The sequence below is a fragment of the [Clostridium] aerotolerans DSM 5434 genome, assembly GCF_000687555.1.
Taxonomy (GTDB): domain Bacteria; phylum Bacillota; class Clostridia; order Lachnospirales; family Lachnospiraceae; genus Lacrimispora; species Lacrimispora aerotolerans.
Genome location: NZ_JHWJ01000010.1, coordinates 33,478 through 59,109, shown reverse-complemented (window position 1 = coordinate 59,109; position 25,632 = coordinate 33,478). Strand labels below are relative to the sequence as shown.

Genomic DNA, 25,632 nt, shown 5'->3' with positions numbered 1-25,632 from the left:
TATGCTGAGACTGATGATAGTAGATGACGAACAGATTATTCGAGAAGCCCTCTCCCAGATGATCGACTATGAAGCCCTGGGCTATCAGCTGATCGCTACGGCAAAGAACGGCATGGAAGCCTACGATATTATTTGCGATGAGTATCCGGATGTAGTGATTACCGATATCCGGATGCCGATATTAAACGGACTCGACTTAATTGACCGCTCCATAAAATCCGATTCAAAAATCACCTTTATCCTCCTTTCCGGATACAATGATTTTGAATACGCAAAGCAGGCCATGAAATACGGTGTCCGCTACTATCTGTTAAAGCCTACGGACAAAAATGAATTAATCGACTCTCTTGTTTCTGTGAGAAAGGAACGGCTGATTGAAGAGGAAAATCGAAAGCTCCAGCAGGATCATTTCTTAAAAAGCCTTCATTTCCCGCTGGAACAGAGCTTTATTATGGAAGCGCTGGAGCACCAGGACTGCTTCTCTCCAGTCTTTCGCAAATACCAGGGATTTCTATCCTTCCCCAAGGAATGCCAGTATGCCTGCATCTGCTCTTTTGTGGAGGAAAGCTATTTAAAAAGCTTTGCCTGTGACGTGAAACGGATTCTGGAGACGGCTAAGATCCCCCTGTTTTTTTCCATACTATACGTAAAGAATACTGCGGTAATGATCTTTCCGGCTTCCACCCTTGCCATTCAAGAGGAGATGGAACGCCAGATCACAGAGCTTAAATATCCAGGACAGTCCGTTACCTTTGAAACGGAATTTATCCATAAGGAATCCGCAGAAAAACTGTTCCATGAAATATTATCAAAGATCTCCCGGTTCGAGCGCATTCTACTGGTAAAGGAGGATGGCTTCTCTCATGAGATTAAAAATCACATAGCTTCCCCCTGGATGATCAGCCGCCTGGAGGACTCTATTACCTCGGCGGAAAATACCTTACAAAAAACAGCACTCCTGGCTTCTGTTTTTATCGATTCCATGCCCTTAAATACTGCCAGGAATCTTGCTCTGGGCCTGTTTCTTCAAAGCGGTGTGGAACAGGAAAAGCTTCCTACGGATGCTGCCTGTGACTTTTTCAGACGCCTTTATTCCTGCAATTCCGTACAGGGCATCAGAGAGCTTCTTTCCGTTGTCATGGTGCAAAAAACAGAAGGCTCCGGCACGCAGAAGGTCAGCTCCAACATCTCCATATTAAAAACCTATATCAGAGAACACTTAGATTCTGAGAATTTATCCTTAAAATGGCTGGCTGAGAATTATCTGTTCGTAAGTGTGGGATACTTAAGCAAGCAATTTATTAAAGAAGAAGGAATGCGCTTTTCCGACTATCTTAACAAGGAGCGAATGGAAGAAGCTATACGCCTCATGACCTTTTATCATAATGACAACGTAAAGCACATTGCCAGACAGGTAGGCTTTGGCAGCAATCCTCAGTACTTCAGTCAGGTATTTAAGCGGTATACCGGCCTTCCGCCGACCGAATATATTGAAACATTAAAGACAAACAGGAATCACACACAAAAAGGAGAATCATGACCATGTCAAACGAACAGTTACTAGAAAAAATCCATTTAGTGGTGGAAAAACTTATGAACCTGGGAGGCAGTGATTACGACAAGGACCAGAATGTCAGCTCTGCAGATACAAGCAAAGGAATCATACAAAGAGACTTTGGTATCGAGGAGTGGGACTGGCCTCAGGGTGTAGGACTTTATGGACTGAAAAAACTTCAGGACTTTTATGGAGATGACCGTTATCTGCCCTTTTTTGACCGCTGGTATCATGGTCATATGGAGCGGGGACTTCCTTCAAAAAATATAAATACAACAGCCCCCTTTCTTCCCCTGTCATATATCAGCGATAAACTGTCAAACTCTCAGGATTTGAAAAAGCTTCTGATGGAGCGGGCTGACTGGCTGATCAACGAGCTTCCTAAGACTCCGGACAATGGTTTCCAGCACGTAACAAGTGCCATCGGGGACCGGAATGGCGTTAACTTAAACGAAGGTCAGATCTGGGTGGATACCCTGTTTATGTCCGTCCTGTTTTTAAATCATATGGGACATCAGGAAAATAAAAAAGAATGGAAAGAGGAAGCCACCCATCAGTTCCTTGTCCATATCAAATACTTATTTGACAAAGGGACCGGCCTCTTCCATCACGGCTTCCGCTTTGATCAGATGGATAATTTCGGCGGCATCTTCTGGTGCCGGGGAAACTCCTGGTTCACTTACGGGATCATGGAATTTTTAGACGTTTGCGGCGAGGAGATGAGCCAGGGAGTCCGAGACTTTTTCATCGATACCTTTAAGGCTCAGGCAAACGCAATGCTACGTCTTCAGGCACCTTCCGGTCTCTGGTATACGGTTCTTACAGATGAGACAAGCTATGAGGAGGTTTCCGGTTCTGCTGCCATTGCGGCCGGACTGCTTCGGGGCGTAAAAGCAGGCATCCTTGATGATACCTATAAAAAAGCTGCGGACAAAGCAATTGAAGCCATTTGTAATAATATATCCGATGACGGTACCGTTCTTAATGTATCAGCCGGAACAGGAATCGGCATGGATGCAGACCATTATAAAAATATTCTTCTTATGCCAATGGCATATGGCCAGGCACTTGCCCTGACTGCATTATGTGAGGCATTGGAGAAATAAAGAAAAGCCGGAAGAAGGAAATCCTGATTAAAAGGATTCCCCTCTTCCGGCTTTTTTCCGGTATGCAGATGGAGTTTCATCCCCATGCTTTTTAAATATTCGTTCAAAGTAAGTCACGCTCTCGAATCCAAGAAGTCCTGAGATTTCCGTAATGGAATAATCACTGCTTCCAAGAAGCTCCTTTGCCTTTCTCACTCTTGCCAGATTGCGGTATTCATTGACGGAAAAACCTGTTACCTCCCGAAATATCCGGCTCAAATAAGATTTACTGATGAAAAACCGCATGGCAAGCTCCTCTAAGCTCTCCCCAGTCTCACAATGGGTGGTCAGATACTCCGCCACCTCATGAACCTTTCCATGCTTGGCGGTCTGAACGGGAGCCGGCATCTCCTTTAACACATTTTTCTTTCCAATCCGGTAAATCTGCAAAAGGATCTGAGACAGCTTTAAGCGGACCATGGTCTCATACCGCTCCCCACGCTGCTTAAGTTCATCCCTGATTCCAAGTAAAAGAGCGTTCATCTCCTGCCATTCAAACTCCGATACCTTTAAAACTCCATAATAATCTCCAAAGAGACGACCCAGGGTATAGACGCCAGCACTTTTTAACCATGGATCCAGAACCTTTTCGTTCAGCTGCAACAGGATTCTATCATGCTTTCCACTTCCTGCCTGGCTTGTTTTATGAACCTGCTCCCGGTTAATTAAGACCACATCTCCTGCCTTCACAAAATAAGTTTCTTTTTCAATAAAATAATACCGCTCTCCCTCCAGGAGAAAATAAAGCTCATAGGTATCATGAAAATGCTTCATAGTCATGGAAAATTCCTGGTCCCGCACCACCTGGTCAATGGCGACCCCTTCCATGCTTTCCGAAAAAATAATTTTATCCATTCTCTCCTCCAAGTTAGTAGCCAAAAGTACTATTTCATTAAAAAAAGCACCAATTATATAAGATTTATAATACTATAATGCATTATAATATGCAATATAGAGACCAAGAAAATACCTAAACATACAGCCAATCCACAGGAGGAACTTTTTATGAATTACTCTGATAACAAGATCACGGATTTAAAGATCGCCTACATCGGCGGAGGCTCCAGAGGCTGGGCCTGGACCTTTATGACGGACTTATCCATGGATGATTCTCTAAGCGGTACCATCCGGTTATACGATATTGATGAGTCTGCCTCTAAAAATAACGAAATCATCGGCAATCAGCTTTCAGCCAGAGAGGACACCATTGGGAAATGGAAGTATGAGACCTCCTCTTCTTTAAAGGATGCCTTGACCGGCTGCGATTTTGCAGTGATCTCCATTCTCCCAGGTACCTTTGATGAAATGGCTTCTGACGTTCATCTTCCGGAAAGACTTGGCATCTATCAGTCCGTAGGCGACACTGCCGGCCCTGGTGGAATGATCCGTGCTCTCCGCACCATTCCCATGTTTGTTACCATCGCCGAAGCCATAAAAGAATATGCACCTAAGGCATGGGTCATCAACTACACAAACCCAATGTCCTTATGCGTAAAAACTCTGTATCATGTATTTCCGGAGATCAAGGCCTTTGGCTGCTGCCACGAGGTGTTCGGCACTCAGAAGGTATTAAAGGGAATTTGTGAAGAATTTCTCGGTCTTAAGGATGTGGAACGAAAGGATATCCATGTAAATGTTCTTGGTATCAACCATTTTACTTGGTTTGACCAGGCTTCCTATAAAGGGATTGATTTATTCCCGGTTTACCGTGATTACATTGATTCTCATTACGAAGAAGGCTATAACGAGCCGGATAAGAACTGGGCAAACAGTACCTTTGAATGTGCTCATCGTCTGAAATTTGACTTATTCCGCCGCTATGGCCTGATTGCAGCAGCCGGTGACCGACACCTGGCTGAATTCATGCCGGGAGATGAATATTTAAAAAATCCGGAAACAACAAAGAGCTGGAAGTTCAACCTAACAACCGTTGCATGGAGAAAAGAAGATTTAAAGACACGACTGGAGAAGAGCCACCGTCTGGTCACTGGAGAAGAAAAAATAGAGTTAAAGCCATCGGGAGAGGAAGGAATTCTTTTAATCAAGTCTCTCTGCGGTCTGGAGCGTACCATCAGCAATGTAAATATTCCAAATACGTATTTACAGATTCCAAATCTCCCTGCTGATGCCATCGTTGAGACCAACGCTGCCTTTGACCGTGACAGCATTAAGCCTATTGTGGCCGGAGCTATCCCAGAGAATGTTCTGGAGCTCATTAAGCCTCACGTAGACAATCATGAGCGCATCTTAAACGCTGCCCTTACCTGTGACCGTTCTCTGGTCTACGATGCCTTTTTAGCAGATCCTCTGGTAAAGGGAAGGGCCACAGAGGAAGAAATCAAGACTCTAGTCGACGATATGATCGCAAATACCATGACTTATCTGCCAGATGGCTGGAAATAATCCTTAATTTCTGCCGATAAATAAGAGACCACTGGAAACACTCAGCTGCCGGAATCGACACAGCAGTGTTTCCAGTGGTCTCTTTCTTCTTTAAGCTCCCAGGAAATTAAGGGTAAAATGGGCCTCTCCCATCTCATCCACTTCCATGATCATATAAGATGGCTTACGCCCCTCCTGCCTTGGATAAGACAGGCTGCCTGGATTTAAAACGATAACTCCGTTATGTACCTCGTAAAATGGCCTGTGGGTGTGGCCATACATAACGATATCAAGATTCCTCTCCCTGGCCTCCAGCTCCAGACGCTCCACGCCAAGAGAAACATTGTAATAATGACCGTGAGTTAATAAAATCCTGTATTTGCCGATGGTAATTTCTTTTTCCCGGTCAAGATCGGAAAAAAAGTCATTGTTCCCAAGAACCATATGGACCTGACAGTTTTCCCCTGCCCAGCCGGTAATCTTCTCCTCGCTTCCTTCTGAGTCACCAAGATGGATGAGCATATCAAAAGGGCCGGATTCAGAAATAATCTTATAAAGGCTGTCATCCTTTCTGTGGGTGTCACTGACGATCAGTACTTTCATCTTATTTCCTCCCGTAATATTCCATGAGCTTACATTTCATCTCTTCCAGTGCCTTACCCCGGTGGCTGATCTTATTTTTTAGTTCCATGGGTAGCTCTGCCGCTGTTTTTTGAAACTCAGGAAGATAAAAAATAGGATCGTATCCAAAGCCTTCCTCTCCTGCAGGCTTGTCCGCCAAAATTCCTTCCATGGTTTCCTCTGTATGAAGCACGTTTCCATCCGGCAGAACTGCCGCTATGCTGCAGACAAACCGGGCGCTTCGTTCGTCTCCTCTGGCTTTTGCCGCACGGTTTAAGAGATTTTGATTCTTGATCTCATAGGAGGTATCCTCTCCCATGTACCTGGCAGAATAAATTCCCGGCTCTCCGTTTAAACAGTCGATGACCAGACCGGAATCATCAGCAAGGACGATGCCTCCTGTCTTTTCCCATACAGCTTTGGCCTTAATCTCTGCATTTTCCAAAAAGGTGGAACCATCTTCTACTATGTTAAGATCCGCTCCTGCCTCTTTCATGGAAAGGATTTTCATACCCAGGTCCTTTAAGATCTCCCGGATTTCTCTCATCTTTCCTTCGTTGCCAGTTGCAAAAATTATCTTATCCTCGTTCATTGATACTCTCCTTTATCACCAGCCCTATCGGTCTGTCGTATACGCTTTTAAGCAAAGATTGCAGTCCTGCTTTTTCTCCACCCGCTCCCAGTGACTTCCGTCGGGGCTGATATAGCCTTCCCCATCGGTAAGGTTCACAAGGGTTCGCCCATCTCCTGCATCATACTCGATGGCTGCAGGATGAATGGCATCTGGTGTGGTGATCTTTACCATAACCGCAAATCGTTCTCCCTTATTAAGCTTTTGCTCTTCCTTTAAGCTGCCGGTAACAGGAACCGTATAATAACCAGCATTGTCAAAGCTTCCCTTTGCTAACAGCACCTTCCGGTCGAAATCCCCGCCGCTTACGATTGCGGTCTCATCACTTACCTTCCCCACTCCATATATTTCATAGGAGGTGTCTTTCGCTGTTGCATAAAAACCAACTGCAGACAAAGCCTCATCACCTCCTGCTTCGTAAACATTGGAAAACCAGATGGTATCTTCTCCATACCCCAGCTGTCCGACCCAGCCTCTTAAATCAGACTGGTAGATGTTGCTGTAATTGTCCGTATCTTCCGTCAGGGAATATACCAGATTATTCATTCCAATGTTGGAATCATAGTAAGACACATAATAATAGCCCTGCTCTCCAAAGCCCTTCCCCCAGCTGTTCAAGCAGATAAATGCCCCGTCTCCGTTTACCGTCTCATTAAAATTCTCCTTGGAATAATTGTCATCCCAGCCAATGATCACAGAATCGTGGTTTGGAGGCTCAGAGCCAATATAGCAATAAGCATATGCCTTTTCATTGTAGGAGGCGGAACGGCTGTTTTCATCGGTCATGGAGGTATATAGGGAGCTTTGTACCCCGCCATAGCGTAGAACCGCCTGTTTTATCTTTTCATAATCCTTACCGGGAATCATCTGAACTTCCTGGATATGCTTGACCGCTTTTAATCCCTCAGGCGAAACACCATCTCCATAAGGATCCTGTTCTTCTAAAACCGGTCCCTTCCAGGAGAGGAGATAAGCTAAGGACATGGTGAATTCCCCGCCCTCTTCCTGAGGGATGGAAAAACCGTTCCCCAGGGACATATGGTCTTCTGAAAAATCCTTAGATTCTCCTGGCAGCAGGCTGGCCTCCAATGCCTGAAGGGAGGCAAAGGCCCAGCAGGTCCCAAGGTTTCCCTGGTTTTTTACGGCCGGTACTCTGCCCTCTTTTCTCCCGTCATAGGAGGCAGGAAGGGCGCCATTTGTTACAGGCACCTTTCCTACTACTGGTTTATCAGGGCTTTTGTATTGACATCCTGTTACGATTGAGACTGCTAAAAGCATCAAGGCAATCCTTGTTCTATTTTTCAACCGAATCTCCTGTTTTTCTTCTTGGTGGCTTTGGCCCCATAAACTGATAGAAATAGGTTTTCATCATACCGTTATAGATCTTACGGTTCTTATCTGCTTTTCTTCCAATGTATTTTTCTGCATCTTCAAAGGCAGTTATCATATATAATGACCAGGCATCAAGTGCTTTATAGCGCTCACCGATTTGGCGGTAAAGCTCTGGCATATCTTTCTTTTCTTCCAGTCTCTCCCCGTAAGGCGGATTGGTTATTATAAATCCGTACTTTTTAGGATGGCTGAGTGCACTTACCGGCCTTTCCTGAAAATGGATCATATGATCCACTCCAGCAGCAGCAGCATTTAACTTGGCAGCCTTTATGATCTCTGGATCACTATCGTATCCCTGAATGTCTACCTTTACCTCTTTATCCACCATTTCATTGGCTTCATCTAAGGTATCGTACCACATTCTTTTTGAAATCAGATTATCCCATTCTTGTGACAGGAAGGAACGATTCATGCCAGGGGCAATATTAGCCGCCATCATAGCTGCTTCTATGAGAAAGGTTCCACTTCCACAGAAGGGATCTACTAAGATTCGATCCTTATTCCAGGGAGTCAGCATAATAAGGGCTGCCGCAAGTGTCTCCGTAATGGGTGCCTTGCTGGTAAGGGTTCTGTAACCTCTTCTATGAAGAGATTCTCCCGTTGTATCAATCCCTACCGTTACCTGATCTTTGTAAAGGAATACTCTTACGGGATAGGAACTACCATCTTCCTCAAACCATTCCAGTCCAAAGGATTTCTTCATTCGATCTACCATTGCTTTTTTCATAATGGACTGGATATCAGAAGGGCTAAAGAGCTTACTTTTAATAGAGGAAGCTTTTGTGACCCAGAATTTTCCATCCTTAGGAATGTATTCTTCCCAGGGAATGGCCTTGGTCGCCTGAAAAAGCTCTTCAAATGTCTCTGCTTTGAAGCTTCCTACTTTTAAAAGAATACGTTCCGTGGAACGAAGAAAGATATTGGCACGGCAAATCGCCTCATCATCCCCAAGGAACGTCACTCTTCCATCCTCTACTTCCGTAATGTCATATCCTAAATCCGTTATTTCCTTCTTTAGTACCGCTTCCATACCAAAATGGCAGGGTGCGATGAGTTCAAATGTTTTTCTCACTTTATTCTCCTAAGTTCATTTCTTTTAATTTATTTCCTTCAAAATCCAGGATACGAAATACCTGATCTTCCAGTATCGCAAAGGTTGGCGGATTACCGCCCTTTGGAATGGATACAGAGCCGGGATTTAATATGGTAATGTCACCCTCCCGCTCTGCAGTCAGGATGTGTGTATGGCCATGAAGGAGAATATCTCCCTTTTGTACCGGCGGCAGATGATCTTTATGATAGATGTGACCATGTGTGAGATAGATCGTCAGACCGTTTACTACCAACAGTCCATAATCTGCCAGTACCGGAAATTCCAGTACCATCTGATCTACTTCTGTGTCACAGTTTCCTCTCACACTATAGATCTGGTCCTTTATGCCATTTAACATAGAAATGACCGCTTTCGGATCGTAATCCCTTGGAAGGTCATTCCTGGGACCATGATATAAAATATCCCCTAACAAAATCAGCCGGCTGGCACCGGACTTTCTATATTCATCTAACAGGAGCCCACAGTAGTAGGCTGACCCATGAATGTCAGAAGCAATCATATATTTCATAATTTACTCTCCTTCTGTATATAATAGATATATTTTAAAGCTAGGGGATATTTCTGTCAATGAATTTACCTAACCCCATGCCATATATTTTCCCCGATAGTAAGCAATTCCATTGGCAATGTTGACCACATGATATCCATATGGCTCCAGATTCCGGCAGACCATCATGCTCTGCCCGCCTCTGGCACAGTAAAAAATTAAAAGTTTATCCTTCGGCAGGGAGCCGATCCAACGGTCCATTTCTTCGTAGGGATAGTTAACTGCGTTTCGAATATGGGCTTTTTGGTAGGACTGCCTGTTTCGAAGATCTATAATCATGATATTATCCTTATAATCAATATAATTATCAATTTCCCAAATGGGGATGGTCTGGAACATATTATCACCTGTCCTTTCTATAATAATATATTCCAGATTTTGCGGTTTGCGAAAATTTTAGAGGATGAGCCCAGATACGAAAAAAACGCAGGAAAGAACACCTTGTCTCTTTCCCACGCCTTTTTTCGTTTTTTCTTAAAATCAGAAATAATTACTTGTTGCAGTCACGGCTTGTGTCTCTGTAAGAGTCACGGCTGGAATCTCTGCTAGAGTCACGGCTGGAATCTCTGCTGGAGTCACGGCTGGAATCTCTGCTGGAGTCACGGCTGGAATCTCTGCTGGAGTCACGGCTAGAATCTCTGCTGGAGTCACGGCTAGAATCACGGCTTGTGTTGTTGTAAGAGTCACGGTAAGAATCACGGCTTGTGTTGTTGTTCATCTTATCCTGCATCTTGTCCTGTGATTTGTTCTGGTTGTTATTCTGGTTGTTGTTCTGGTTGTTGTTTCTTGAAGAGTTGTCCATATCATTGTAGTTATTTCTAGACATTGTATTTACCTCCTGTAGGTGTTGTTTGTTACATGAACTAGTATGGCGCAAACAGGATAGATTATACTTATTTTCGTTTTAAAAAAATTGTCAAAAATTTAATTATTCTCTGTTTATGAGCATCTCAGACAGGAGACCCCTATTTTTTTTAAAGATAAAAATTCTTATAAATACTTAATGAAAATTAACTTTGCAATTTCATTCTGGCTATATTATAATTGAATTGAGGAGATATATCCTCATCCTTATTAATTATTTATACTCCCCTCGAAAGCAGCCGGATAGCTCCCCTATCCTGGCTGTTTTCATTTGGTTTAAAACAAAATCAATAATCAATAAAGATTATCAAGTATAGCATATCCGATTCATAGATTTTTATTGAAAGCTTGCTCGTATCTTTCATCAATATTAAAAACAATAAAAGACATTCGTTTTATATTTTGCTAACTTGATGGAAGGGTCAATGAAATGATTGTAAAAAGAATAAACAACAGATATAGTTTAAACAAAAAGTACAATAATAGGATGGCTCTGTATCTATCTTTTAAGAGGGGGATTTATGAATGAGAAAAGAATATAATAAATAAAAAGAATCGCTTATCATCATTCCGTTCTTTAACATAACCAAAGGGGTTGCTGCTTTTGATAAAATCGTTATAAAATATCAGATGCTAATTTATATTATGCTCACCGTATCTGCTCTTATTGCTATTTAACAGAATAAAAAGGAAGTATATTGCTTAGAGAAAGTATGAATTTTTTCTTGAGTCTTTATATTTCTGTCATATGCTAGAGTCCATCAATTTGAAGTGTTGATGAAATACTTTAACGTTGTTTCAGCTAATATTATTTTATTAATGTAATGGAACGTACTGTGTTTTCTATTTGGTACATATTTTTTTTATTATATTATGTCTTAAAAAACAGAAATCATAATTCATAAAATGATTTAAACAAAGCAGATTTTGACAACCTATTACTGCTTTTACTGCTGTCATTTCTTCGAAGCATAATCCTTTATATTAATAGGTATGTTACAGAAGATTATCAGAGCAATTGGATAAGTTTAATAACTCAATTCATATTTTCAGAAGATATGAGTTATTCCGAGAGAGGCAAATTCGCAGAAAAGATTATGAGTCAGTTAATGTTAAAAAACACCTATATTCATATTCTTTCTTCCATTATCATCTATAGGACAATCATCATGGCTGGTTTTTCTTATATAAGAGAAGATACTCACCAGAAATAACTGGCATTGGCAAGAACCTTTATTATTATCCAATATGACCTCCTATTGAGCATATCTTATTGGATATACTTTATAGTTCCCTTAGTAATATCTTTGATTAAAAATTAAACAATGTATTAATTATTGATACAAAACAAAAGACCTTCGGCAATCCCATGCCGAAGGTCCTATACCCTTATCTAAAATCCGATATCCGCTTAATCATTAATCGCCGATTACATTGACGATTTTCACAGGTGTCCGATAGTTCCATGGGGAAGTCTTAATACCTGTGCTGTATGTGGAAGAATGTACAACCTGTCCATTGCCGATGTACATGGCAACGTGGTTGATGGATCTGCCGCTTCCGTAGAAAAGCAGATCGCCTGGGCGCATCTGATCTGCGCTGATGGCTCTTCCCTGAGTGGCTTGTCCGCCTGAGGAACGGCTTAAGTTAATACCTGCCGCATGCTGTAATACATATCTTGTAAAACCGGAGCAATCCACTCCCGTTCTTGGGTCAGTTCCACCATAAGCGTAACGACCACCTACAAACTGTAAACCGTAATTTGCAATGCTCTGTCTGAAATCAACAGCTACATCTGCCTTATTCTTAACTTCCAGTGCTGCCAGAGTGCTTTCATCTGTCTGAGTAACGGTTGCATTGCCATCTACCGGCAAATAGCCGTATGTATCATTAACCTTAACTTTGACGGTTCCGTCACCCATGTCTTCCATTACCTGAAAGGAAGCACCCTTGGTCGCGGTCATCAAAGCTTCTTGTCCATCTTCATCTTTGCTGATTGTAACTTTATCTGAATCAACAGTTACTAAATAATTTCCATAACTAAGTCCTGGACCGGATATCTCATCTGCTCTTACATCTGAAGGTCTAGCAATTACAATTGCACTGCAGAAAGCCATAAGGCCTAACGTTTTCCATGTTTTTTTCATCATCGGGAAATTTGCTCCTGTTTTTACTTTTTGGTTTTCAAATGTTACGTAATTATTAAATTCATTACGGTTATTATACATTTATTTTATCTTTTCGTCAAGTATTATTTAAAACTGCACCAAATACCTTAATTTTTTAGTTCATAACACTAACAAATTTCACAGGCTTGCGATACATGACGTTTGTTACGATAATTCCTGTCTTTTCTGTAGAAGCGTGGACCACACGGCCGTCTCCCATATATAGGGCGACGTGGTTAATCGACCCATTTTTACCATAAAATACCAGATCTCCTGCGCGGGCATTCTCGTAGCTGACTATCCTTCCTTCCACGGACTGGGATCTGGAGCTGCGGCTGATATTAACACCGCCAGCCTTACTAAGAACGTATCTGGTAAAGCCGGAACAATCCACTCCGGTATTGGGATTGACTCCGCCGTATACGTAGCGGCCTCCTACGAACTGAAGTGCGTAATCTACTACCTCCTGGCGCTTTAAGGCGGACTTGTCCACCTTTTCCTGAGCCTTTTCAATCAAGGTAGCAGAGCTGCTTTTTATGTAGCCCTCTCCCTGGGGAACCTTGATTCTCACCCAGCCATCCTTTGGTGCTTCCAAGACCTCATAAGTCTTTCCTTCCTCCGCATTGGAAAGTATGCTTCCTGAGGGATTGGCAGTATTTAAAACTGAAACAGGCACATCGATCTTTGCATAAAGTGTTGTGCTGGTTTCCACTGCAATCTCTGCTCCATGAACCTTAGCCGGAGTAGCCAGACCAAGTCCACAAAGCAGCCCTAAGAGCCCAAACGCCTTCCACATTTTATTCTTCATATAGATTCTCCTGTTGTTCCTTTCCTGACTCCAAAAAATAGCCCAAAAACAAATGTTACATAATTGTTACATTTCGATTATATATTTATTTCTTTATTTTGTCAAGCAAAAACGGCAGTTGTGACGTTTTCACGCCGCAACTACCGTTACACTTTTGTAATATTTTATTGGAATTGTTAACAATATTTGACATTATCGTTTCATTCCTCTGAAAAACCAGAGGATTAAAAGAACCAGGAACAACGGTCCTAAAAGAGGCATTAAAAGGCTGAAAATTCCAGTCAGTATGGTGGCTGTCAGAAAGAATACAAGGATCAAAGCCCCCAAAGCAAGGGCTTTCCAGTACCATTTACTCAGATCAATGTAATGCATACCACGTCCAGTATCTTCCTGATCTTCATAAACGTTACGTGTGGACCCAGTGTAGGATTCGTAATAAGACTTTCCTGAAGCTGATGCATTCTCGTTGGCTTCCATGATGGTCTTGGCAATCAGCCTTGGATCTCCGATGGATGCAATTACCTCATCTTCCATGGAACCTTTTTTTACTTCCGTACTGATATATTCGTCATAAAATCTGATATTGTCCTCAATTACGTTTCCAGGGACCTCACCGGTTAGAGTTTCCCTTAGGCGCTGTAAAAATTCCTGTTTGCTCATCTGAGCCTCCTTCTTATAAGTAAATCACTCTGACCATTGTACCATCCGGCGGAAGCTTCGTAAATAAACCTTATCTGAAATAATTATTAAAAATTTCGTTGGAATGCTATTCTACATTTTCCTTGAGAATGCCTTCCCGGTATGCTGCCACCAGTTCTTTTAAATCTGATATCCGTCCGGCAAGCTCTGCTCCCTTATCCGTATCAGCCACCATGACCCGGTTTTTTACGTGTTCCACAACGGATACTTTCGGAGTGCTTTCCTGTTCCCGGTTAAATGGCTTATGCTCTGCCAGGGCTAGGTGATTGGAATTATAAATAAGTGTATAACCGGCAATACCGGTCTTTGACTGATAGGCTTTGGAGAGACCACCATCAATTAAAAACAGTTTGCCTCCTGCCTTCACCGGGGATTCCCCTTCCTTGATTTTAACCGGAACGTGACCGTTGATGATATGGGAGCCTTCAATGGACAGGCCAAATTCCTCCAGAATCTTATCGCAGTACTCCTCTTTCACGCTTAGACGGTAATAAGGATTCATGGGTTCCTTATAAGTCTGGGGATCATCGATGAAATAATGCTCAAAGGTAGTCATCTTTCCTTTTCCATAGACCGGTGACTTGGCACCGCACCACAGATACCACATAAAGTCTCTGGCATCTGCTCCCTCCGGCGAATCCTCAGGCATGAAATAGGCATTTTGTACCTTTTGGTCTAAATAATCCATAAGTGCTTTCCCGCAGTAGGCCTTGCCATCTACCATCAGCTCCTCAAAGGAGCCGTCTTCCTTCATGGGGATACAGCCATGATAGAGAAGGTTTGAGTTGGAGCATTTGTACATGCTGCCATGGGAATAAAGAAAGCGCACATGCTTATGAAGAAGCCCGTTATGAAGAAAGGACAGTTGAAGAACCCTAAGAAGCTCTTCCTCTTCTTTATTAAGCTCCAGTGGATGCTCCGGGTCCACGGTAGGGAAGAAGGTATCTACCATGGGATACTCTTTCCCTTCAACGGTTACCGTTCCCTGTTTAAAATCAACGGCTTCCATTAAAATCCTGTCATTCATCTCATATTCCGGGTGGCGCTTTATGATCTGTCCTTCCACCTTGAACTGAATGACTGTTATAGCCTTGTGCATCTTAGCTGCCAGAATGGGATCCACAGCGTCATATATGTTCTCATCAAGCGTCTGAGGGAAGAACCGCTCACAGGTATCTTCCTTATACACTCTGGCTGCAAACATGGATAAGGGCCTTAAATTGATTCCATATCCATCCTCTAAGACATCAAAGCTGTTGTAGCTGATGGCAATCCTCAGTACATTGCAGATGCAGGCCAGATTGCCGGTAGCCGCTCCCATCCAGGAGATATCGTGATTTCCCCACTGGATATCCACATCGTGGAAATGAAGAAGCTCATTCATAATAATATCCGCCCTTGGTCCCCGGTCGTAAATATCCCCGATGATGTGCAGGCTGTCAATGGTTAAATTCTTAATCAGTTCACACAGGGCGACAATGAACTTGTCTCCCACCTCAATATCTATAATGGAACGTATGATTTCACTATAGTATACACGTTTATTATCATCATTATAATCCACATGAAGGAGTTCATCGATGACATAGGCAAATTCCGCAGGCATCTTCTTTCTTACCTTGGATCTTGTATATTTGGATGATACCATCTTACATATCTGTACCAGACGGTAAATGGTCACTCTCTGCCACTCATCGTCTGCCGCTTCCAGACATTCCAGCTGGTTAAGCACCTTCTCCGGATAATAAATTAAGTTTGCCAGCTCCACTTCCTCTTTTTCCGGCATGATGTGGCTGAACGTCTCTGTAATCTTCTCCCGGATGATACCGGATGCACTTCGTAACAAATGGATAAAAGCTTCATGCTCACCATGTAAATCACTGAAAAAATATTCCGTACCCTTAGGCAGGCCCTGAATAGCTGTCAGGTTAATGATCTCACTGGATGCCGCTTTAATCGTCGGGTATTCCCTTGACATCAGTTTCAGATATGCCAAATCTCTCATAATACGCTTTCCTCTCCTGAAACACTGTTGCATTTGTATGAATGATATAGTACCATATTTTACGACAACAGAAAACCCCCGTGTGAAAAAGGAGCAAAAGATGGAACAATTATATATTTTCGGTACAGGTAATGCTGCCGTGTCCAATTGCTATAATACGTGTTTTGCCATAAAAAAAGAGGATGAGTACTTTATGATCGATGCCGGAGGCGGCAACGGTATACTTGGGATCTTAAATAATATGAATGTGGAACTCTCCCATATCCACCATTTATTTGTGAGCCACGAGCACACAGACCACATTCTTGGCGTGGTCTGGATGGTTCGTTTTATCGGTACCCGAATGAAATCCAATCAGTACGAAGGAGACCTTACGATCTATTGCCATAAACGTCTGGTTTCTGTGATTGATACTCTCTGCCGTTTGACATTACAGGGGAAATTTTATGAACTGATCGGAAAAAGAATCCACCTAACAGGGGTTGATGATGGGGAAACTAAAACGATTCTCGGAAACCAGGTGACCTTTTTTGATATTCAGTCAACAAAGGCAGAGCAATACGGTTTCACTACGGTCCTTCAAAATGGTAAGACCCTGACCTTCTGCGGGGACGAGCCTCTAAGCAGCGCCTGCCTTCCTTATGCAAAAAACTGCGACTGGCTTTTACATGAGGCATTTTGCTTATATGAAGAGAGGGAACGTTTTAAGCCTTATGAAAAGCATCACAGCACGGTAAAAGATGCCTGTGAGCTGGCTCAGGAACTCAATGCAGAGAATTTGATTTTATGGCATACGGAGGACTCTGACATTTTACATCGGAAGGAAAGATACACAAAGGAAGGTGCGCCATATTATGATGGCAGGCTTTTTGTTCCAGATGACAGGGAAATCCTTCCTCTTACGCCTTAAAAAGCCCATCTATGTGGCTCTCGTCCCCGGCAGTGCATATCATATAACATAAAAACACGCAAAGGAGTTTCGTCGTATGAGCTGCCAGGGCTATACCTTCTACCGTGACGTTAACTGCAAAGACCTGGTGATCTTTCATGAAGCGACCAGGGACCTTAGGGGAACCACCTATAAGCCTTATCTGGTATCCACTCAGGAGTCCTGCGGAATCAATTTTCGATTCATCTGCAATTCCACCTTCATGACCAGACCGCCGCAGAATGCAATTACCATGGTATCTATTTTCAAACCCTTTTGCAAGGATAAGGAAAAAGATAAAGAAAGATCAAGACCTTACGTAACCAACATCTGCAAAATGGGATGCTACAAATAAAACATTGGATGCGGTAACATTTATCTATCAATAGAAAAGGGGGGCATTAAGCCCCCCTGGCAATCAGTCTTAATATGCCTTTCGGTATATCTCCATCATTTCCTGTTTTCCTAGAGTCATAATTCCAGGTAAACTCCTGGTTCCGTTAAAGGAACATTTTTCTGCCATCAATTCAAAATCATCTTCCCTTACCGCATCATCAAGCTCTCTTAAGCTTACCGGCATCCCAAGGCTTACAAAGAACTCTTCCAGACGGTCGATTCCTCTTAATGCCGTTTTTAAAGGTGCCTCAAAATCCATCTCAACCTTCATCACCCGGACAGCCAGCTGAGCAAATCTCATGGGATCCTTTTCACATACGTATCTGGCCCAGGAACAGAATAAGGCAGATAATCCAGCTCCATGAGCGATGCAGGGATACAGGCCGGACAGCTCATGCTCTAATTGATGGACCTGCATCATAAATTCTCTGCCAAGGCCGGTTAAATCATTGTGAGAAAGGCTTCCTGCCCACATGAGAGTGGCTCTTGCCTCATAATCCAAGGGGTTTTTATCTGCCACAGCTCCTGCCTCCATGACAGAAATAAGTAATCCTTCTGCAATACGGTCTGTCAATGGAGTATCCGTAGTATTGCCGCCCAGATACCGTTCCAGGGTATGCATCATAATATCTACGGTACCGCATCCGGTCTGGAACTTGTTGACAGTATATGTCAGCTCCGGATTTAAAATAGCAAAGAGAGGGCGGTGTGTCGGACTGTTAAAGCCTCTCTTATAATTTCCGTCTTCATTGGTAATGACGCAGGATAAGCTTGTCTCGCTTCCAGAAGCAGAAAGGGTCAGTATATTTCCATGAGGAAGGGCCTTTTTGGGGGCTGCTTCCTTTAAGAAGTATTTCCATGGGTCAGTTTCCGGATTTAAGGCTCCGTCAGCGATGCACTTTGCTGAGTCCAGTACACTTCCTCCTCCGATGGCAAGTATAAAGTCAATTCCTTCTTTTCTGCAAAGCTCCATACCTTCCTTCGCCAGGGAGAGGGTGGGATTTGGTTTCACTCCACCAAACAAAACAAAGTCAATTCCCTGATCCTTTAAGGAGTCTGTCACCTGATCAAGAAGACCGCTCTTTTTCACACTTCCGCCGCCGAAATGGACCAGTACTTTTTTAAAACCATATTCTTTTATGACCGTTCCTACCTGCCTGTGGGTATCCCGGCCAAACAGCACTCTTGTGGGCACGCAATACTCAAAATTATTCATGTCTTAACCTCTCTTTCTGGTACGGTATTCCCCCTCCCGCACCTTTTTATCATGCTTCCATTATAACATGAACAGACTTCAAATCCAACTGGAAGGTGACTTATGATTTTCGTCATATTATTCCCTATCTTCGCATATCTTATATGGGAAAGGCTTAAAGCTTCTTTCCCTTTTCACTTGTACCTTTTATGGAATGACAAGGAGAACATTTATGAACCCATTCAAAAAATTCTTAACCTATTCCCAGATAACAAAGCATCATATGATTATATACATAGAAGTCATTATTCTGACCTTTCTTTTAGTTTCTCTTTTTTTCATCTCTCCCGTAGGAAGTCTTTCCTTTCCCGTAATCAATCAGGACGGAAAAGCAACTGCTTCAGAGCCGAAGAAATATATTAAGTGGGTGGATTTTAGTGTCACGGCAAGAGCCATGCAGGAAGCCTTTCGATATGACGTCAACACCTGTCAGTCTGACATTCATTTGAACTGGGTGGATCTCCTCGCTTATCTTGGCGGAAAATACGGTGGGGACTTTTCAAAGTATTCCACCAAGGACTTAGATGCACTGGCAGAACAGCTCTTATCTGGAAAGACCATGGCAGAGCTGACGGAAAAGATGAAATATTATAATTATTACAGAGAGGCTTATGGAGCTGTTTTAGATGGCCTTGTAGGAGTCTATGAGATTCAGATTCCTTCTGCCAATGCACCCTTATATGCCACTCCTGCTCTTTTGCCTGACGGATCCGTTGACCCGGATAAGGTTTGGGTTAAAAAGTATGGACTCAAGGGCTTTTCACCCATTGCCAAAGGATATCCTTATAATGACTTTGATGACTTTGGCGTTGCCAGATCCTATGGATTTAAAAGGCAGCATCTGGGCCATGATTTAATGGGTCAGGTAGGTACTCCAGTCATTGCCGTGGAAAGCGGATATGTGGAGGCCATTGGCTGGAATCAATACGGGGGCTGGCGTCTTGGCATCCGCAGCTTTGACGGGAAACGGTATTATTATTACGCCCATTTAAGAAAAAATTATCCTTATCATAAATCGTTAAAACAGGGAAGTATCGTAACTGCGGGTGACGTCATTGGATATCTGGGCCGTACCGGCTACAGCCGGACAGAAAACACCAATAACATCAACCAGTCCCACCTTCATTTTGGCCTTCAGCTTATATTTGATGAGTGTCAGAAGGAAGGGAATAATGAAATCTGGATCAGCTGCTACGAGCTGACCAAGTTCTTATCCATGAACCGGTCAGAGGCACTGAAAGACCAGGCGACCAAAGAATATGACAGAATATATGATATGAAAGACCCTGGGATTCCAGAGAATTTTGTACCGCCGGAGCCGGTGGCTGAGGAAAAAGAATAACAGGAAAATTTTCATATTAAAAGGCGTTGGTCACATAACATGTAGCCAACGCCTTCTTTTGCTTTGTTTTGACAAAGGGTACCGTTTCCCTCATTGCATCAGATATTATTGTTGAGTTATCGGTCATATTACAATAGACTCTGCATGAAAGTAGTTGTAACAAATTTTTTATGTCTTTGCAGGAACTCCTCTGAAAAAGGATTCATGTTAAGTGACTTTGCAATCAAATCTTTCTGCAAAAAAGGAAACCAGGTAATGGAAAGAGAATACATTAAAATGCTTTCACTATCTTGGCCAACGATAATTTCTCGATTCCGTGCAAGCTCTATCAGTTCTTTCCCCTGTTCTACTACCGCTATAAAATTATGTGTGGATAAAAGAAAGCCGTTGTTGTCTAGGGCTTCTCTGCAAATCAATGGAACATAGGTTGGCCTTTTGAAAATAAAGTCTATATGGGTACAAAGCAAATCCTTGATACGCCCCTCAATATCATCACTTTCTAATAAATCCCTGCGCTTTACAAATTCTCTTTCGTCATCAATTAAACGTAGCAATACTGCTTTATATAACGTAGCTTTATTCTTAAAATAATAAGTAGGTGTAGCTCTTGATAATTCGGAATATTCGCCGATTTCTACAAGGCTGGTATTGTTATATCCTTTCGTAGCAAACAACTGTTCCGCGGAGTCTAATATTTTGTTTTTTGAACGCTCGGCATCTCGCATGGCCTCTTTCATCGTCTTTTGTCCTCGCGCAAAAACAGATAGAATGGTACAGAAAATGATAAACCGATACAAAAGTTACCGACGAAAGGAATCCACCATAACTTAATGTCATTTTTCTTATGATCAACTAAAATGAACAGTAACCAAGCCAACCATGTAATAATAAAATCGGCAGCAAAGAATTTTGAGATTGGTGTGGAGAACCATTCACGAACAAAGAGTGATACATCTAAACCATTCGTAAGCAACCACGGCACAAAGATAGTAAATGGAATGATAGTGCCAAGAACTGAGAATCCTATAAAAACTTTTTTCATATCGTACCATCCTTTACAATGAATATAACTTGTTAATCAACAAGTTATATTCATTGTACTTCTCTTGGAGCCCAAAGTCAATGGATTCACGATACAACGAATCATTGCTGGTATCTATCATCTTACTTTTGGCTGCTGTTGGGTGATGCAGTGGATATTCCCCCCGCCATAGGCAATTTCCTCGGTACGTACCCCTACCACCTTTCGTTCGGGATACATCTTCTGAACCTGCTCCAGGGCAAGGGCATCGTTTTCATCCCCGTACTGAGGCACGATAACGCCACCATTTACCACAAGGTAATTCATATAGGAAGCAATGGAAATTTCCCCGTCCTTTCTTGGTATGGTTCCTTCCACCATATCAATGGAATCAGCTCCATGGAGAAGTACCGGATTTTTCGTCAGGCAAAGCTTATGTACCTTTAATTTCCGGCCTCTGGCGTCTGTTGCCTCTGATAAGGTCTGATAGGCCGCCTGTGCTTCTTTATAGAAGGGATGGGTTTCATCCTCAGTCCAGATACAGGCTACCTCTCCTGGTCTTACATATTGGACCACATCATCGATATGTCCGTTGGTCTCATTGGGGTCGATGCCGTCACGGATCCAGATTACCTTTTTACAATTTAAGTATTCCATTAACATCTCTTCGATTTCTTCTTTTGTCATCAGCGGATTTCTGCCTTCACTTAAGAGGCACATCTCCGTTGTGATCACGGTTCCTTCTCCGTCTACATGAAAGGAGCCGCCTTCCAAAACAAAGCTGTCGGTGCGATAGGAAGGAATCTCTTCCATCTCACAGACCTTTTGCGCCACAAGATCATCCTGATCCCAGGGAAAATACAGTCCGTCAACCAATCCGCCCCATGCATTAAAGGTCCAGTCACAGCCCCTGATTCCTCCCATATCATTGACTACAAAGGTGGGTCCGCAGTCTCTGATCCAGGAATCATTGCTGGTCATTTCCACCACTCTTATATTCTCTGGCAGATGGGCTCTGCAGTTTGTAAACTGTGCGGGAGAAGCGCATACCGTGACAGGCTCGAACCGGCGGATTGCTTTTGCCACTTCTGCAAAAACTTTCTGAGCTGGCTTTGCTCCGTCTCTCCAGTTATCCGCTCTCTCCGGCCAGAGCATCCAGACTCTCTCCTGTTCTTCAAATTCTGCAGGCATACGGTATCCGTCCTGCTTTGGTGTGGTATCATTTATTCTCATTGCCATAACATATCCCTACTTTCTTATTTTTCTCTTTTTTTATTCACAATCAGCTCACCCAGCAAAATAAAAATGACAGCCCCAATGGTAATGGGAAGAACGCCTGCCAGGCTCTCTGAATCAAATCTCAGCGGCACTGCGGTAAAAATCAAGGCAATCACAATGAGTATCATTGGTATTCCAGTTAATATTCTTAAAAATACGGGGCTTCCCGGCACCTTAAAGGGCCTCTCTGTATCCGGATCTATCTTTCTCAGCTTTAAGAAGGCTGGGAACACTGGCAGATAGGAAAGGAGAAACATGACCAGATTCAAGGCAAAAAAGCTCCAGAATAAGTCCTGATTGGGAATAAAAGGAGCTATGATCAGCACGAAGCTTGCCACCAATCCATTCATCACCGAAGCACCTATGGGCATGCTGTTCTTTTTGCTTTTGATTTTAAATACCCCTGGCATATCTCCATTGTCAGCGGCGTAGGCTGCCACATTGTTGACCCCCAGGGACCAGGAGATCATATTTCCAAACAGAGTCAGTAAAAAGCCAATGGAAATAATCACTACAAGTACGCCTCTGGTAGTTCCCGTAAGAAGCTGAACACTGGTAACTAAGCCGGTGCTGGTACTGATCTGATCCGCTGGTATGGCTACCCCGATGCCAAATGCCATAAAGATATAGATGGCTGCAATCACCAGTCCGCCTGCTACGATGGCCTGGGGAATCTGCTTTTTGGGATTTTCCATATCATCTGCAAAGGTACAGACCACTTCAAAGCCAAGGCAGTTAAAAAGAATCACTGATATGTAGGATAAGCTGTTTAAATCAAAGCTTGGAAGCATGGAAGCAAATGTATACTCATTAGCGACTCCATGGTGAATGGCTCCGTAAATTCCAAGACCTCCAAGAGACAACGCAATCAGTATCTTAATCACTGCCGCCCCGTTTAAGATCCAGGAGCTGTCACAGACAGAAAAGAAGCTGATGAAAACAACAATCCAGACAAATGAAAGCTCAATGAGAAGCGTCGGGACCATTCCAAACTCCCTGCCTGATAAAAGATTGATGACCTTAGGGTACATAAGCGCCAAAGAAGCCATCCAGAGCGGAAAGTTGATCCAATAGTACCAGGAGACCCTTCCTCCCCATTTTTTACCGAAGGCTTTTGACACCCAGTCGTACAATCCGCCGTCTCCTTCATAGGTTGTCCCTAGTTCTGAAGAGATTAAGCCATAGGGAAGCAAAAACGTAATGAGGAGGAATAACCACCAGAAATACTGGGAATTTCCAATGGCTGCTACCGGGCCTGCTGCCTCCGCTACAAACACAACACATATCACTGCCATAATGGCATCAATTAACCGAAACTTTTTCTTTGGCGCATCTGACATGATCTGGCCCCCTATCTGATATGTCTATCATTCATGAATGTTTCCAGTTCTTCCTTTGCAGCCGCCATCTGAAGCTCGCTCTTTGCCCCTTCCCTCTGATACTGGGTGAAGTAAACAAGAAGTCCTCTCATGGCAGTCAGCCGGTTGCCTGCCTCTAAAAAGGCAATAGAGCTTTCACTGTCTAAAACCTCATCGGTCACATCCTCTCCCCTGGTTGCCGGCAGACAGTGCATGAACTTACAGCCAATATTTCCAAGGGACATCAAATCCCGGTTCACCTGATAATCCTTAAAGGTTTCCACACGCTCTTCTTTCGGAGTTTCATTCTCATAAAGTCCGTACCATACGTCCGTGTAAATAAAATCAGCTCCCCTTACGCTCTCTCTTTGGTCCGTTACTTCCCAGGTACCGCCGGAAATTTTGCAGTTCTCTTCCATCACGGACTTGTGCTCTTCTAACAACTGAGTGTTCATAGGTCCATAATGAACGAAATGCATGCCAAGCTTTGTTGTAATAAAACCAAGAGAAGCACAAACCTGGGTTCCATCCCCTACGAAGACCACCTTACAGTCCTCCAGCCTTTTTCCCCTCGGCAGATGCTCAACGATGGTGCATAAATCTCCGATTTCCTGAGTGGGGTGATTATAATCGCTCATACCATTTAAAACCGGTATGGAACAAGCCTTAGCAAGCTCAACAACAGATTTGTGCTCTATGACTCTTGCCATTACTACATCAATCATCTGGGATAGGACTCTTCCCGTATCTCCAATGGTCTCATGACCTCCCAGCTGGATCATGCCTGGTCCTAAATACTGGGCATGGCCGCCAAGCTGTTCCATGGCAGTTTCAAAGGATACACGGGTTCTTGTGGAAGACTGCTGAAAAATCATGCCCAACGTTTTTCCTTTTAAGAGAGGTGGTTGATAGCCTGACTGAATGCTTTTTTTAATGGCTAGTGACAAGTAAATGATGTCTAACAGCTCCTCCTTTGTAAAATCATTTGTGTCGATGAAATGAGTGACTCCGTTTGCTTTCATGGTAAATCCTCCTATATATTGGTCAATTGTTAAATGTAAATACGGTTCCTGTTTTCCCATCCAGTGCCTCTAACGCCTTATCCAGCGATGTGATAATGGCCCGTTTTGAGGGATTGGATCTTACAAATTTCATGGCTGCCTGAACCTTTGGAAGCATGCTACCTGGTGCAAACTGCCCCTCAAGACAATATGCATGAGCCTCTTTTAAGCTTAGATGGTCAAGATTCTTCTGGTCTGGCTGGTTGTAATTGACTGCTACCTTTTCCACTTCTGTTAAAATCATGAGAATGTCTGCATCCACCTGCTCTGCCAATAGCTCCGCTGCAAAATCTTTGTCTATGACGGCTGCCGTTCCTTTTAAGCAGCCGGCAGGATTTTCCGTCACCGGGATTCCGCCTCCGCCACAGGTTATGACGATTGCCTTAGGCCATAATTCTTTTACGGCTTCCAGTTCCACGATCTTTCTTGGAAGAGGGGAAGCAACGACTCTTCGATAGCCCCGCCCTGCATCTTCCTTCATGACGTATCCTTTTTCCTGTTCCAGCTTCTTTGCTTCTTCCATGGAGTAAAATGGGCCTATGGGCTTTGTGGGATTTTGAAATCCGGGGTCATTTTCATCCACTACCACCTGGGTCAGTATGGTCACTACAGGGAAGCTTTGATTTCTTTTATTGAGGGCGTATTTTAATGCCTGCTGTAAGTGATATCCGATATAGCCCTGGGACATGGCCCCGCAAACATCAAAGGGCATGGCAGGGGTAATCTCTTTCGCGGTCTCACTGGCAAGAAGAATTCTTCCCACTTGCGGACCGTTTCCATGGACAATGGCCATTTCATATCCCCGCTCATTTAACTGGGCAATGTACTCGCAGGTTTTATGTACGATCTGAAGCTGCCCTTCTGCCGTAACAGCTTCCTTTCCTGACTGGAGTGCATTGCCTCCTAATGCCAGCACAATTTTTTCTGCCACTGGTAAACCTCCTTTTCATTTTCCGTTGGGAACCCTTACCGGGTCCTCACAAGACGAAAATAGCAGTTTCTTCATGGGTTGAGAATGTACCTGAGAGGTTGAACTTTATACACTTTTTTACTTTTATTCCA

25 protein-coding genes are annotated in these 25,632 nt (G+C 43.3%); 6 read left to right on the top strand and 19 right to left on the bottom strand.

Annotated features, from left to right (window positions below):
* The first annotated feature begins 1 nt into the window (after position 1).
* Both T546_RS0114030 and T546_RS0114025 read left to right on the top strand, forming a co-directional pair.
* Complete coding sequence (locus tag T546_RS0114030) at positions 2 to 1,540, top strand: response regulator transcription factor (RefSeq protein WP_026892158.1); 1,539 nt, start codon at positions 2 to 4, stop codon at positions 1,538 to 1,540.
* 2 nt (positions 1,541 to 1,542) lie between these two features.
* Positions 1,543 to 2,661, top strand: coding sequence for a glycoside hydrolase family 88/105 protein (locus tag T546_RS0114025; protein ID WP_084326408.1), 1,119 nt, complete (start codon positions 1,543 to 1,545; stop codon positions 2,659 to 2,661).
* A 27-nt stretch (positions 2,662 to 2,688) separates the two neighbouring features.
* Here T546_RS0114025 and T546_RS0114020 read toward each other — a convergent pair whose 3' ends face one another.
* Positions 2,689 to 3,555 (bottom strand): AraC family transcriptional regulator, encoded by an 867-nt coding sequence (locus tag T546_RS0114020; protein ID WP_026892156.1) that lies wholly within the window; start codon positions 3,553 to 3,555, stop codon positions 2,689 to 2,691.
* 150 nt (positions 3,556 to 3,705) lie between these two features.
* Here T546_RS0114020 and T546_RS0114015 point away from each other — a divergent pair, with 150 nt between their 5' ends.
* The gene (locus T546_RS0114015) at positions 3,706 to 5,103 is read left to right on the top strand and encodes a family 4 glycosyl hydrolase (RefSeq protein WP_026892155.1); all 1,398 of its coding nucleotides are present in this window, start codon (positions 3,706 to 3,708) and stop codon (positions 5,101 to 5,103) included.
* A 90-nt stretch (positions 5,104 to 5,193) separates the two neighbouring features.
* On the opposite strand, the gene T546_RS0114010 is transcribed toward T546_RS0114015, so the two are convergent.
* From T546_RS0114010 to T546_RS0113955, 11 genes are all read right to left on the bottom strand, one after another.
* Positions 5,194 to 5,685, bottom strand: coding sequence for a metallophosphoesterase (locus tag T546_RS0114010; protein WP_026892154.1), 492 nt, complete (start codon positions 5,683 to 5,685; stop codon positions 5,194 to 5,196).
* A gap of 1 nt (position 5,686) precedes the next feature.
* A complete protein-coding gene (rdgB, locus tag T546_RS0114005) occupies positions 5,687 to 6,295 on the bottom strand; it encodes an RdgB/HAM1 family non-canonical purine NTP pyrophosphatase (protein ID WP_026892153.1) in 609 nt (202 codons plus the stop codon).
* A 24-nt stretch (positions 6,296 to 6,319) separates the two neighbouring features.
* Entirely contained in the window at positions 6,320 to 7,639 is a 1,320-nt protein-coding gene (locus T546_RS0114000; protein ID WP_242842239.1) for a lectin like domain-containing protein, read from the bottom strand.
* The gene (locus tag T546_RS0113995) at positions 7,629 to 8,798 is read right to left on the bottom strand and encodes a THUMP domain-containing class I SAM-dependent RNA methyltransferase (protein ID WP_026892151.1); all 1,170 of its coding nucleotides are present in this window, start codon (positions 8,796 to 8,798) and stop codon (positions 7,629 to 7,631) included. The genes T546_RS0114000 and T546_RS0113995 overlap by 11 nt, the downstream gene beginning before the upstream one ends.
* A 1-nt stretch (position 8,799) precedes the next feature.
* Complete coding sequence (gene yfcE, locus T546_RS0113990; RefSeq protein ID WP_026892150.1) at positions 8,800 to 9,348, bottom strand: phosphodiesterase; 549 nt, start codon at positions 9,346 to 9,348, stop codon at positions 8,800 to 8,802.
* Between the two features lie 69 nt (positions 9,349 to 9,417).
* Positions 9,418 to 9,726, bottom strand: coding sequence for a rhodanese-like domain-containing protein (locus T546_RS0113985; protein ID WP_026892149.1), 309 nt, complete (start codon positions 9,724 to 9,726; stop codon positions 9,418 to 9,420).
* Between the two features lie 151 nt (positions 9,727 to 9,877).
* Positions 9,878 to 10,213, bottom strand: coding sequence for a hypothetical protein (locus tag T546_RS23630; RefSeq protein WP_034599372.1), 336 nt, complete (start codon positions 10,211 to 10,213; stop codon positions 9,878 to 9,880).
* Positions 10,214 to 11,669: 1,456 nt separating this feature from the next.
* A complete protein-coding gene (locus T546_RS0113970; RefSeq protein WP_026892148.1) occupies positions 11,670 to 12,401 on the bottom strand; it encodes a C40 family peptidase in 732 nt (243 codons plus the stop codon).
* Positions 12,402 to 12,534: 133 nt separating this feature from the next.
* Positions 12,535 to 13,227, bottom strand: coding sequence for a C40 family peptidase (locus T546_RS0113965; protein WP_034599370.1), 693 nt, complete (start codon positions 13,225 to 13,227; stop codon positions 12,535 to 12,537).
* Between the two features lie 192 nt (positions 13,228 to 13,419).
* Complete coding sequence (locus T546_RS0113960; RefSeq protein ID WP_026892146.1) at positions 13,420 to 13,887, bottom strand: DUF1700 domain-containing protein; 468 nt, start codon at positions 13,885 to 13,887, stop codon at positions 13,420 to 13,422.
* A 106-nt stretch (positions 13,888 to 13,993) separates the two neighbouring features.
* Entirely contained in the window at positions 13,994 to 15,931 is a 1,938-nt protein-coding gene (locus T546_RS0113955) for a fructose-1,6-bisphosphatase (protein ID WP_026892145.1), read from the bottom strand.
* Between the two features lie 100 nt (positions 15,932 to 16,031).
* Here T546_RS0113955 and T546_RS0113950 point away from each other — a divergent pair, with 100 nt between their 5' ends.
* Together T546_RS0113950 and T546_RS23625 are read left to right on the top strand one after the other, a co-directional pair.
* Positions 16,032 to 16,841, top strand: a complete 810-nt coding sequence (locus T546_RS0113950) for an MBL fold metallo-hydrolase (protein ID WP_026892144.1) — start codon at positions 16,032 to 16,034, stop codon at positions 16,839 to 16,841.
* A gap of 76 nt (positions 16,842 to 16,917) precedes the next feature.
* Complete coding sequence (locus tag T546_RS23625) at positions 16,918 to 17,214, top strand: hypothetical protein (protein ID WP_051629854.1); 297 nt, start codon at positions 16,918 to 16,920, stop codon at positions 17,212 to 17,214.
* A 69-nt stretch (positions 17,215 to 17,283) separates the two neighbouring features.
* On the opposite strand, the gene T546_RS0113940 is transcribed toward T546_RS23625, so the two are convergent.
* Positions 17,284 to 18,471 carry an iron-containing alcohol dehydrogenase gene (locus T546_RS0113940; protein ID WP_026892143.1) on the bottom strand — a complete coding sequence of 396 codons (1,188 nt, stop codon included), beginning with the start codon at positions 18,469 to 18,471 and terminating at the stop codon, positions 17,284 to 17,286.
* A 211-nt stretch (positions 18,472 to 18,682) separates the two neighbouring features.
* Here T546_RS0113940 and T546_RS0113935 point away from each other — a divergent pair, with 211 nt between their 5' ends.
* Positions 18,683 to 19,852, top strand: a complete 1,170-nt coding sequence (locus T546_RS0113935; protein WP_026892142.1) for a M23 family metallopeptidase — start codon at positions 18,683 to 18,685, stop codon at positions 19,850 to 19,852.
* Between the two features lie 128 nt (positions 19,853 to 19,980).
* Here T546_RS0113935 and T546_RS24680 read toward each other — a convergent pair whose 3' ends face one another.
* From T546_RS24680 to arcC, 6 genes are all read right to left on the bottom strand, one after another.
* Entirely contained in the window at positions 19,981 to 20,589 is a 609-nt protein-coding gene (locus T546_RS24680) for a TetR/AcrR family transcriptional regulator (RefSeq protein ID WP_026892141.1), read from the bottom strand.
* Positions 20,586 to 20,894, bottom strand: coding sequence for a DUF2834 domain-containing protein (locus T546_RS0113925; protein WP_026892140.1), 309 nt, complete (start codon positions 20,892 to 20,894; stop codon positions 20,586 to 20,588). Before T546_RS0113925 ends, T546_RS24680 begins: the two co-directional genes overlap by 4 nt.
* 117 nt (positions 20,895 to 21,011) lie before the next feature.
* A complete protein-coding gene (aguA, locus tag T546_RS0113920) occupies positions 21,012 to 22,112 on the bottom strand; it encodes an agmatine deiminase (RefSeq protein ID WP_026892139.1) in 1,101 nt (366 codons plus the stop codon).
* A gap of 17 nt (positions 22,113 to 22,129) precedes the next feature.
* Positions 22,130 to 23,491, bottom strand: a complete 1,362-nt coding sequence (locus tag T546_RS0113915) for an APC family permease (RefSeq protein WP_026892138.1) — start codon at positions 23,489 to 23,491, stop codon at positions 22,130 to 22,132.
* 11 nt (positions 23,492 to 23,502) lie between these two features.
* A complete protein-coding gene (gene ptcA, locus T546_RS0113910) occupies positions 23,503 to 24,531 on the bottom strand; it encodes a putrescine carbamoyltransferase (RefSeq protein ID WP_026892137.1) in 1,029 nt (342 codons plus the stop codon).
* A gap of 22 nt (positions 24,532 to 24,553) precedes the next feature.
* On the bottom strand, positions 24,554 to 25,501 hold the full coding sequence (gene arcC / locus T546_RS0113905) for a carbamate kinase (RefSeq protein WP_026892136.1): 948 nt from the start codon (positions 25,499 to 25,501) through the stop codon (positions 24,554 to 24,556).
* Between the last annotated feature and the right edge of the window lie 131 nt (positions 25,502 to 25,632).

Bases quoted from the DNA above. Each gene is read 5' to 3' on its own strand.
- T546_RS0114030 (WP_026892158.1), top strand. From the start codon at position 2: ATGCTGAGACTGATGATAGTAGATGACGAACAGATTATTCGAGAAGCC.
- T546_RS0114025 (WP_084326408.1), top strand. From the start codon at position 1,543: ATGTCAAACGAACAGTTACTAGAAAAAATCCATTTAGTGGTGGAAAAA.
- T546_RS0114020 (WP_026892156.1), bottom strand. From the start codon at position 3,555: ATGGATAAAATTATTTTTTCGGAAAGCATGGAAGGGGTCGCCATTGAC.
- T546_RS0114015 (WP_026892155.1), top strand. From the start codon at position 3,706: ATGAATTACTCTGATAACAAGATCACGGATTTAAAGATCGCCTACATC.
- T546_RS0114010 (WP_026892154.1), bottom strand. From the start codon at position 5,685: ATGAAAGTACTGATCGTCAGTGACACCCACAGAAAGGATGACAGCCTT.
- rdgB (WP_026892153.1), bottom strand. From the start codon at position 6,295: ATGAACGAGGATAAGATAATTTTTGCAACTGGCAACGAAGGAAAGATG.
- yfcE (WP_026892150.1), bottom strand. From the start codon at position 9,348: ATGAAATATATGATTGCTTCTGACATTCATGGGTCAGCCTACTACTGT.
- T546_RS0113985 (WP_026892149.1), bottom strand. From the start codon at position 9,726: ATGTTCCAGACCATCCCCATTTGGGAAATTGATAATTATATTGATTAT.
- T546_RS23630 (WP_034599372.1), bottom strand. From the start codon at position 10,213: ATGTCTAGAAATAACTACAATGATATGGACAACTCTTCAAGAAACAAC.
- T546_RS0113970 (WP_026892148.1), bottom strand. From the start codon at position 12,401: ATGATGAAAAAAACATGGAAAACGTTAGGCCTTATGGCTTTCTGCAGT.
- T546_RS0113965 (WP_034599370.1), bottom strand. From the start codon at position 13,227: ATGAAGAATAAAATGTGGAAGGCGTTTGGGCTCTTAGGGCTGCTTTGT.
- T546_RS0113960 (WP_026892146.1), bottom strand. From the start codon at position 13,887: ATGAGCAAACAGGAATTTTTACAGCGCCTAAGGGAAACTCTAACCGGT.
- T546_RS0113955 (WP_026892145.1), bottom strand. From the start codon at position 15,931: ATGAGAGATTTGGCATATCTGAAACTGATGTCAAGGGAATACCCGACG.
- T546_RS0113950 (WP_026892144.1), top strand. From the start codon at position 16,032: ATGGAACAATTATATATTTTCGGTACAGGTAATGCTGCCGTGTCCAAT.
- T546_RS23625 (WP_051629854.1), top strand. From the start codon at position 16,918: ATGAGCTGCCAGGGCTATACCTTCTACCGTGACGTTAACTGCAAAGAC.
- T546_RS0113940 (WP_026892143.1), bottom strand. From the start codon at position 18,471: ATGAATAATTTTGAGTATTGCGTGCCCACAAGAGTGCTGTTTGGCCGG.
- T546_RS0113935 (WP_026892142.1), top strand. From the start codon at position 18,683: ATGAACCCATTCAAAAAATTCTTAACCTATTCCCAGATAACAAAGCAT.
- T546_RS24680 (WP_026892141.1), bottom strand. From the start codon at position 20,589: ATGAAAGAGGCCATGCGAGATGCCGAGCGTTCAAAAAACAAAATATTA.
- T546_RS0113925 (WP_026892140.1), bottom strand. From the start codon at position 20,894: ATGAAAAAAGTTTTTATAGGATTCTCAGTTCTTGGCACTATCATTCCA.
- aguA (WP_026892139.1), bottom strand. From the start codon at position 22,112: ATGGCAATGAGAATAAATGATACCACACCAAAGCAGGACGGATACCGT.
- T546_RS0113915 (WP_026892138.1), bottom strand. From the start codon at position 23,491: ATGTCAGATGCGCCAAAGAAAAAGTTTCGGTTAATTGATGCCATTATG.
- ptcA (WP_026892137.1), bottom strand. From the start codon at position 24,531: ATGAAAGCAAACGGAGTCACTCATTTCATCGACACAAATGATTTTACA.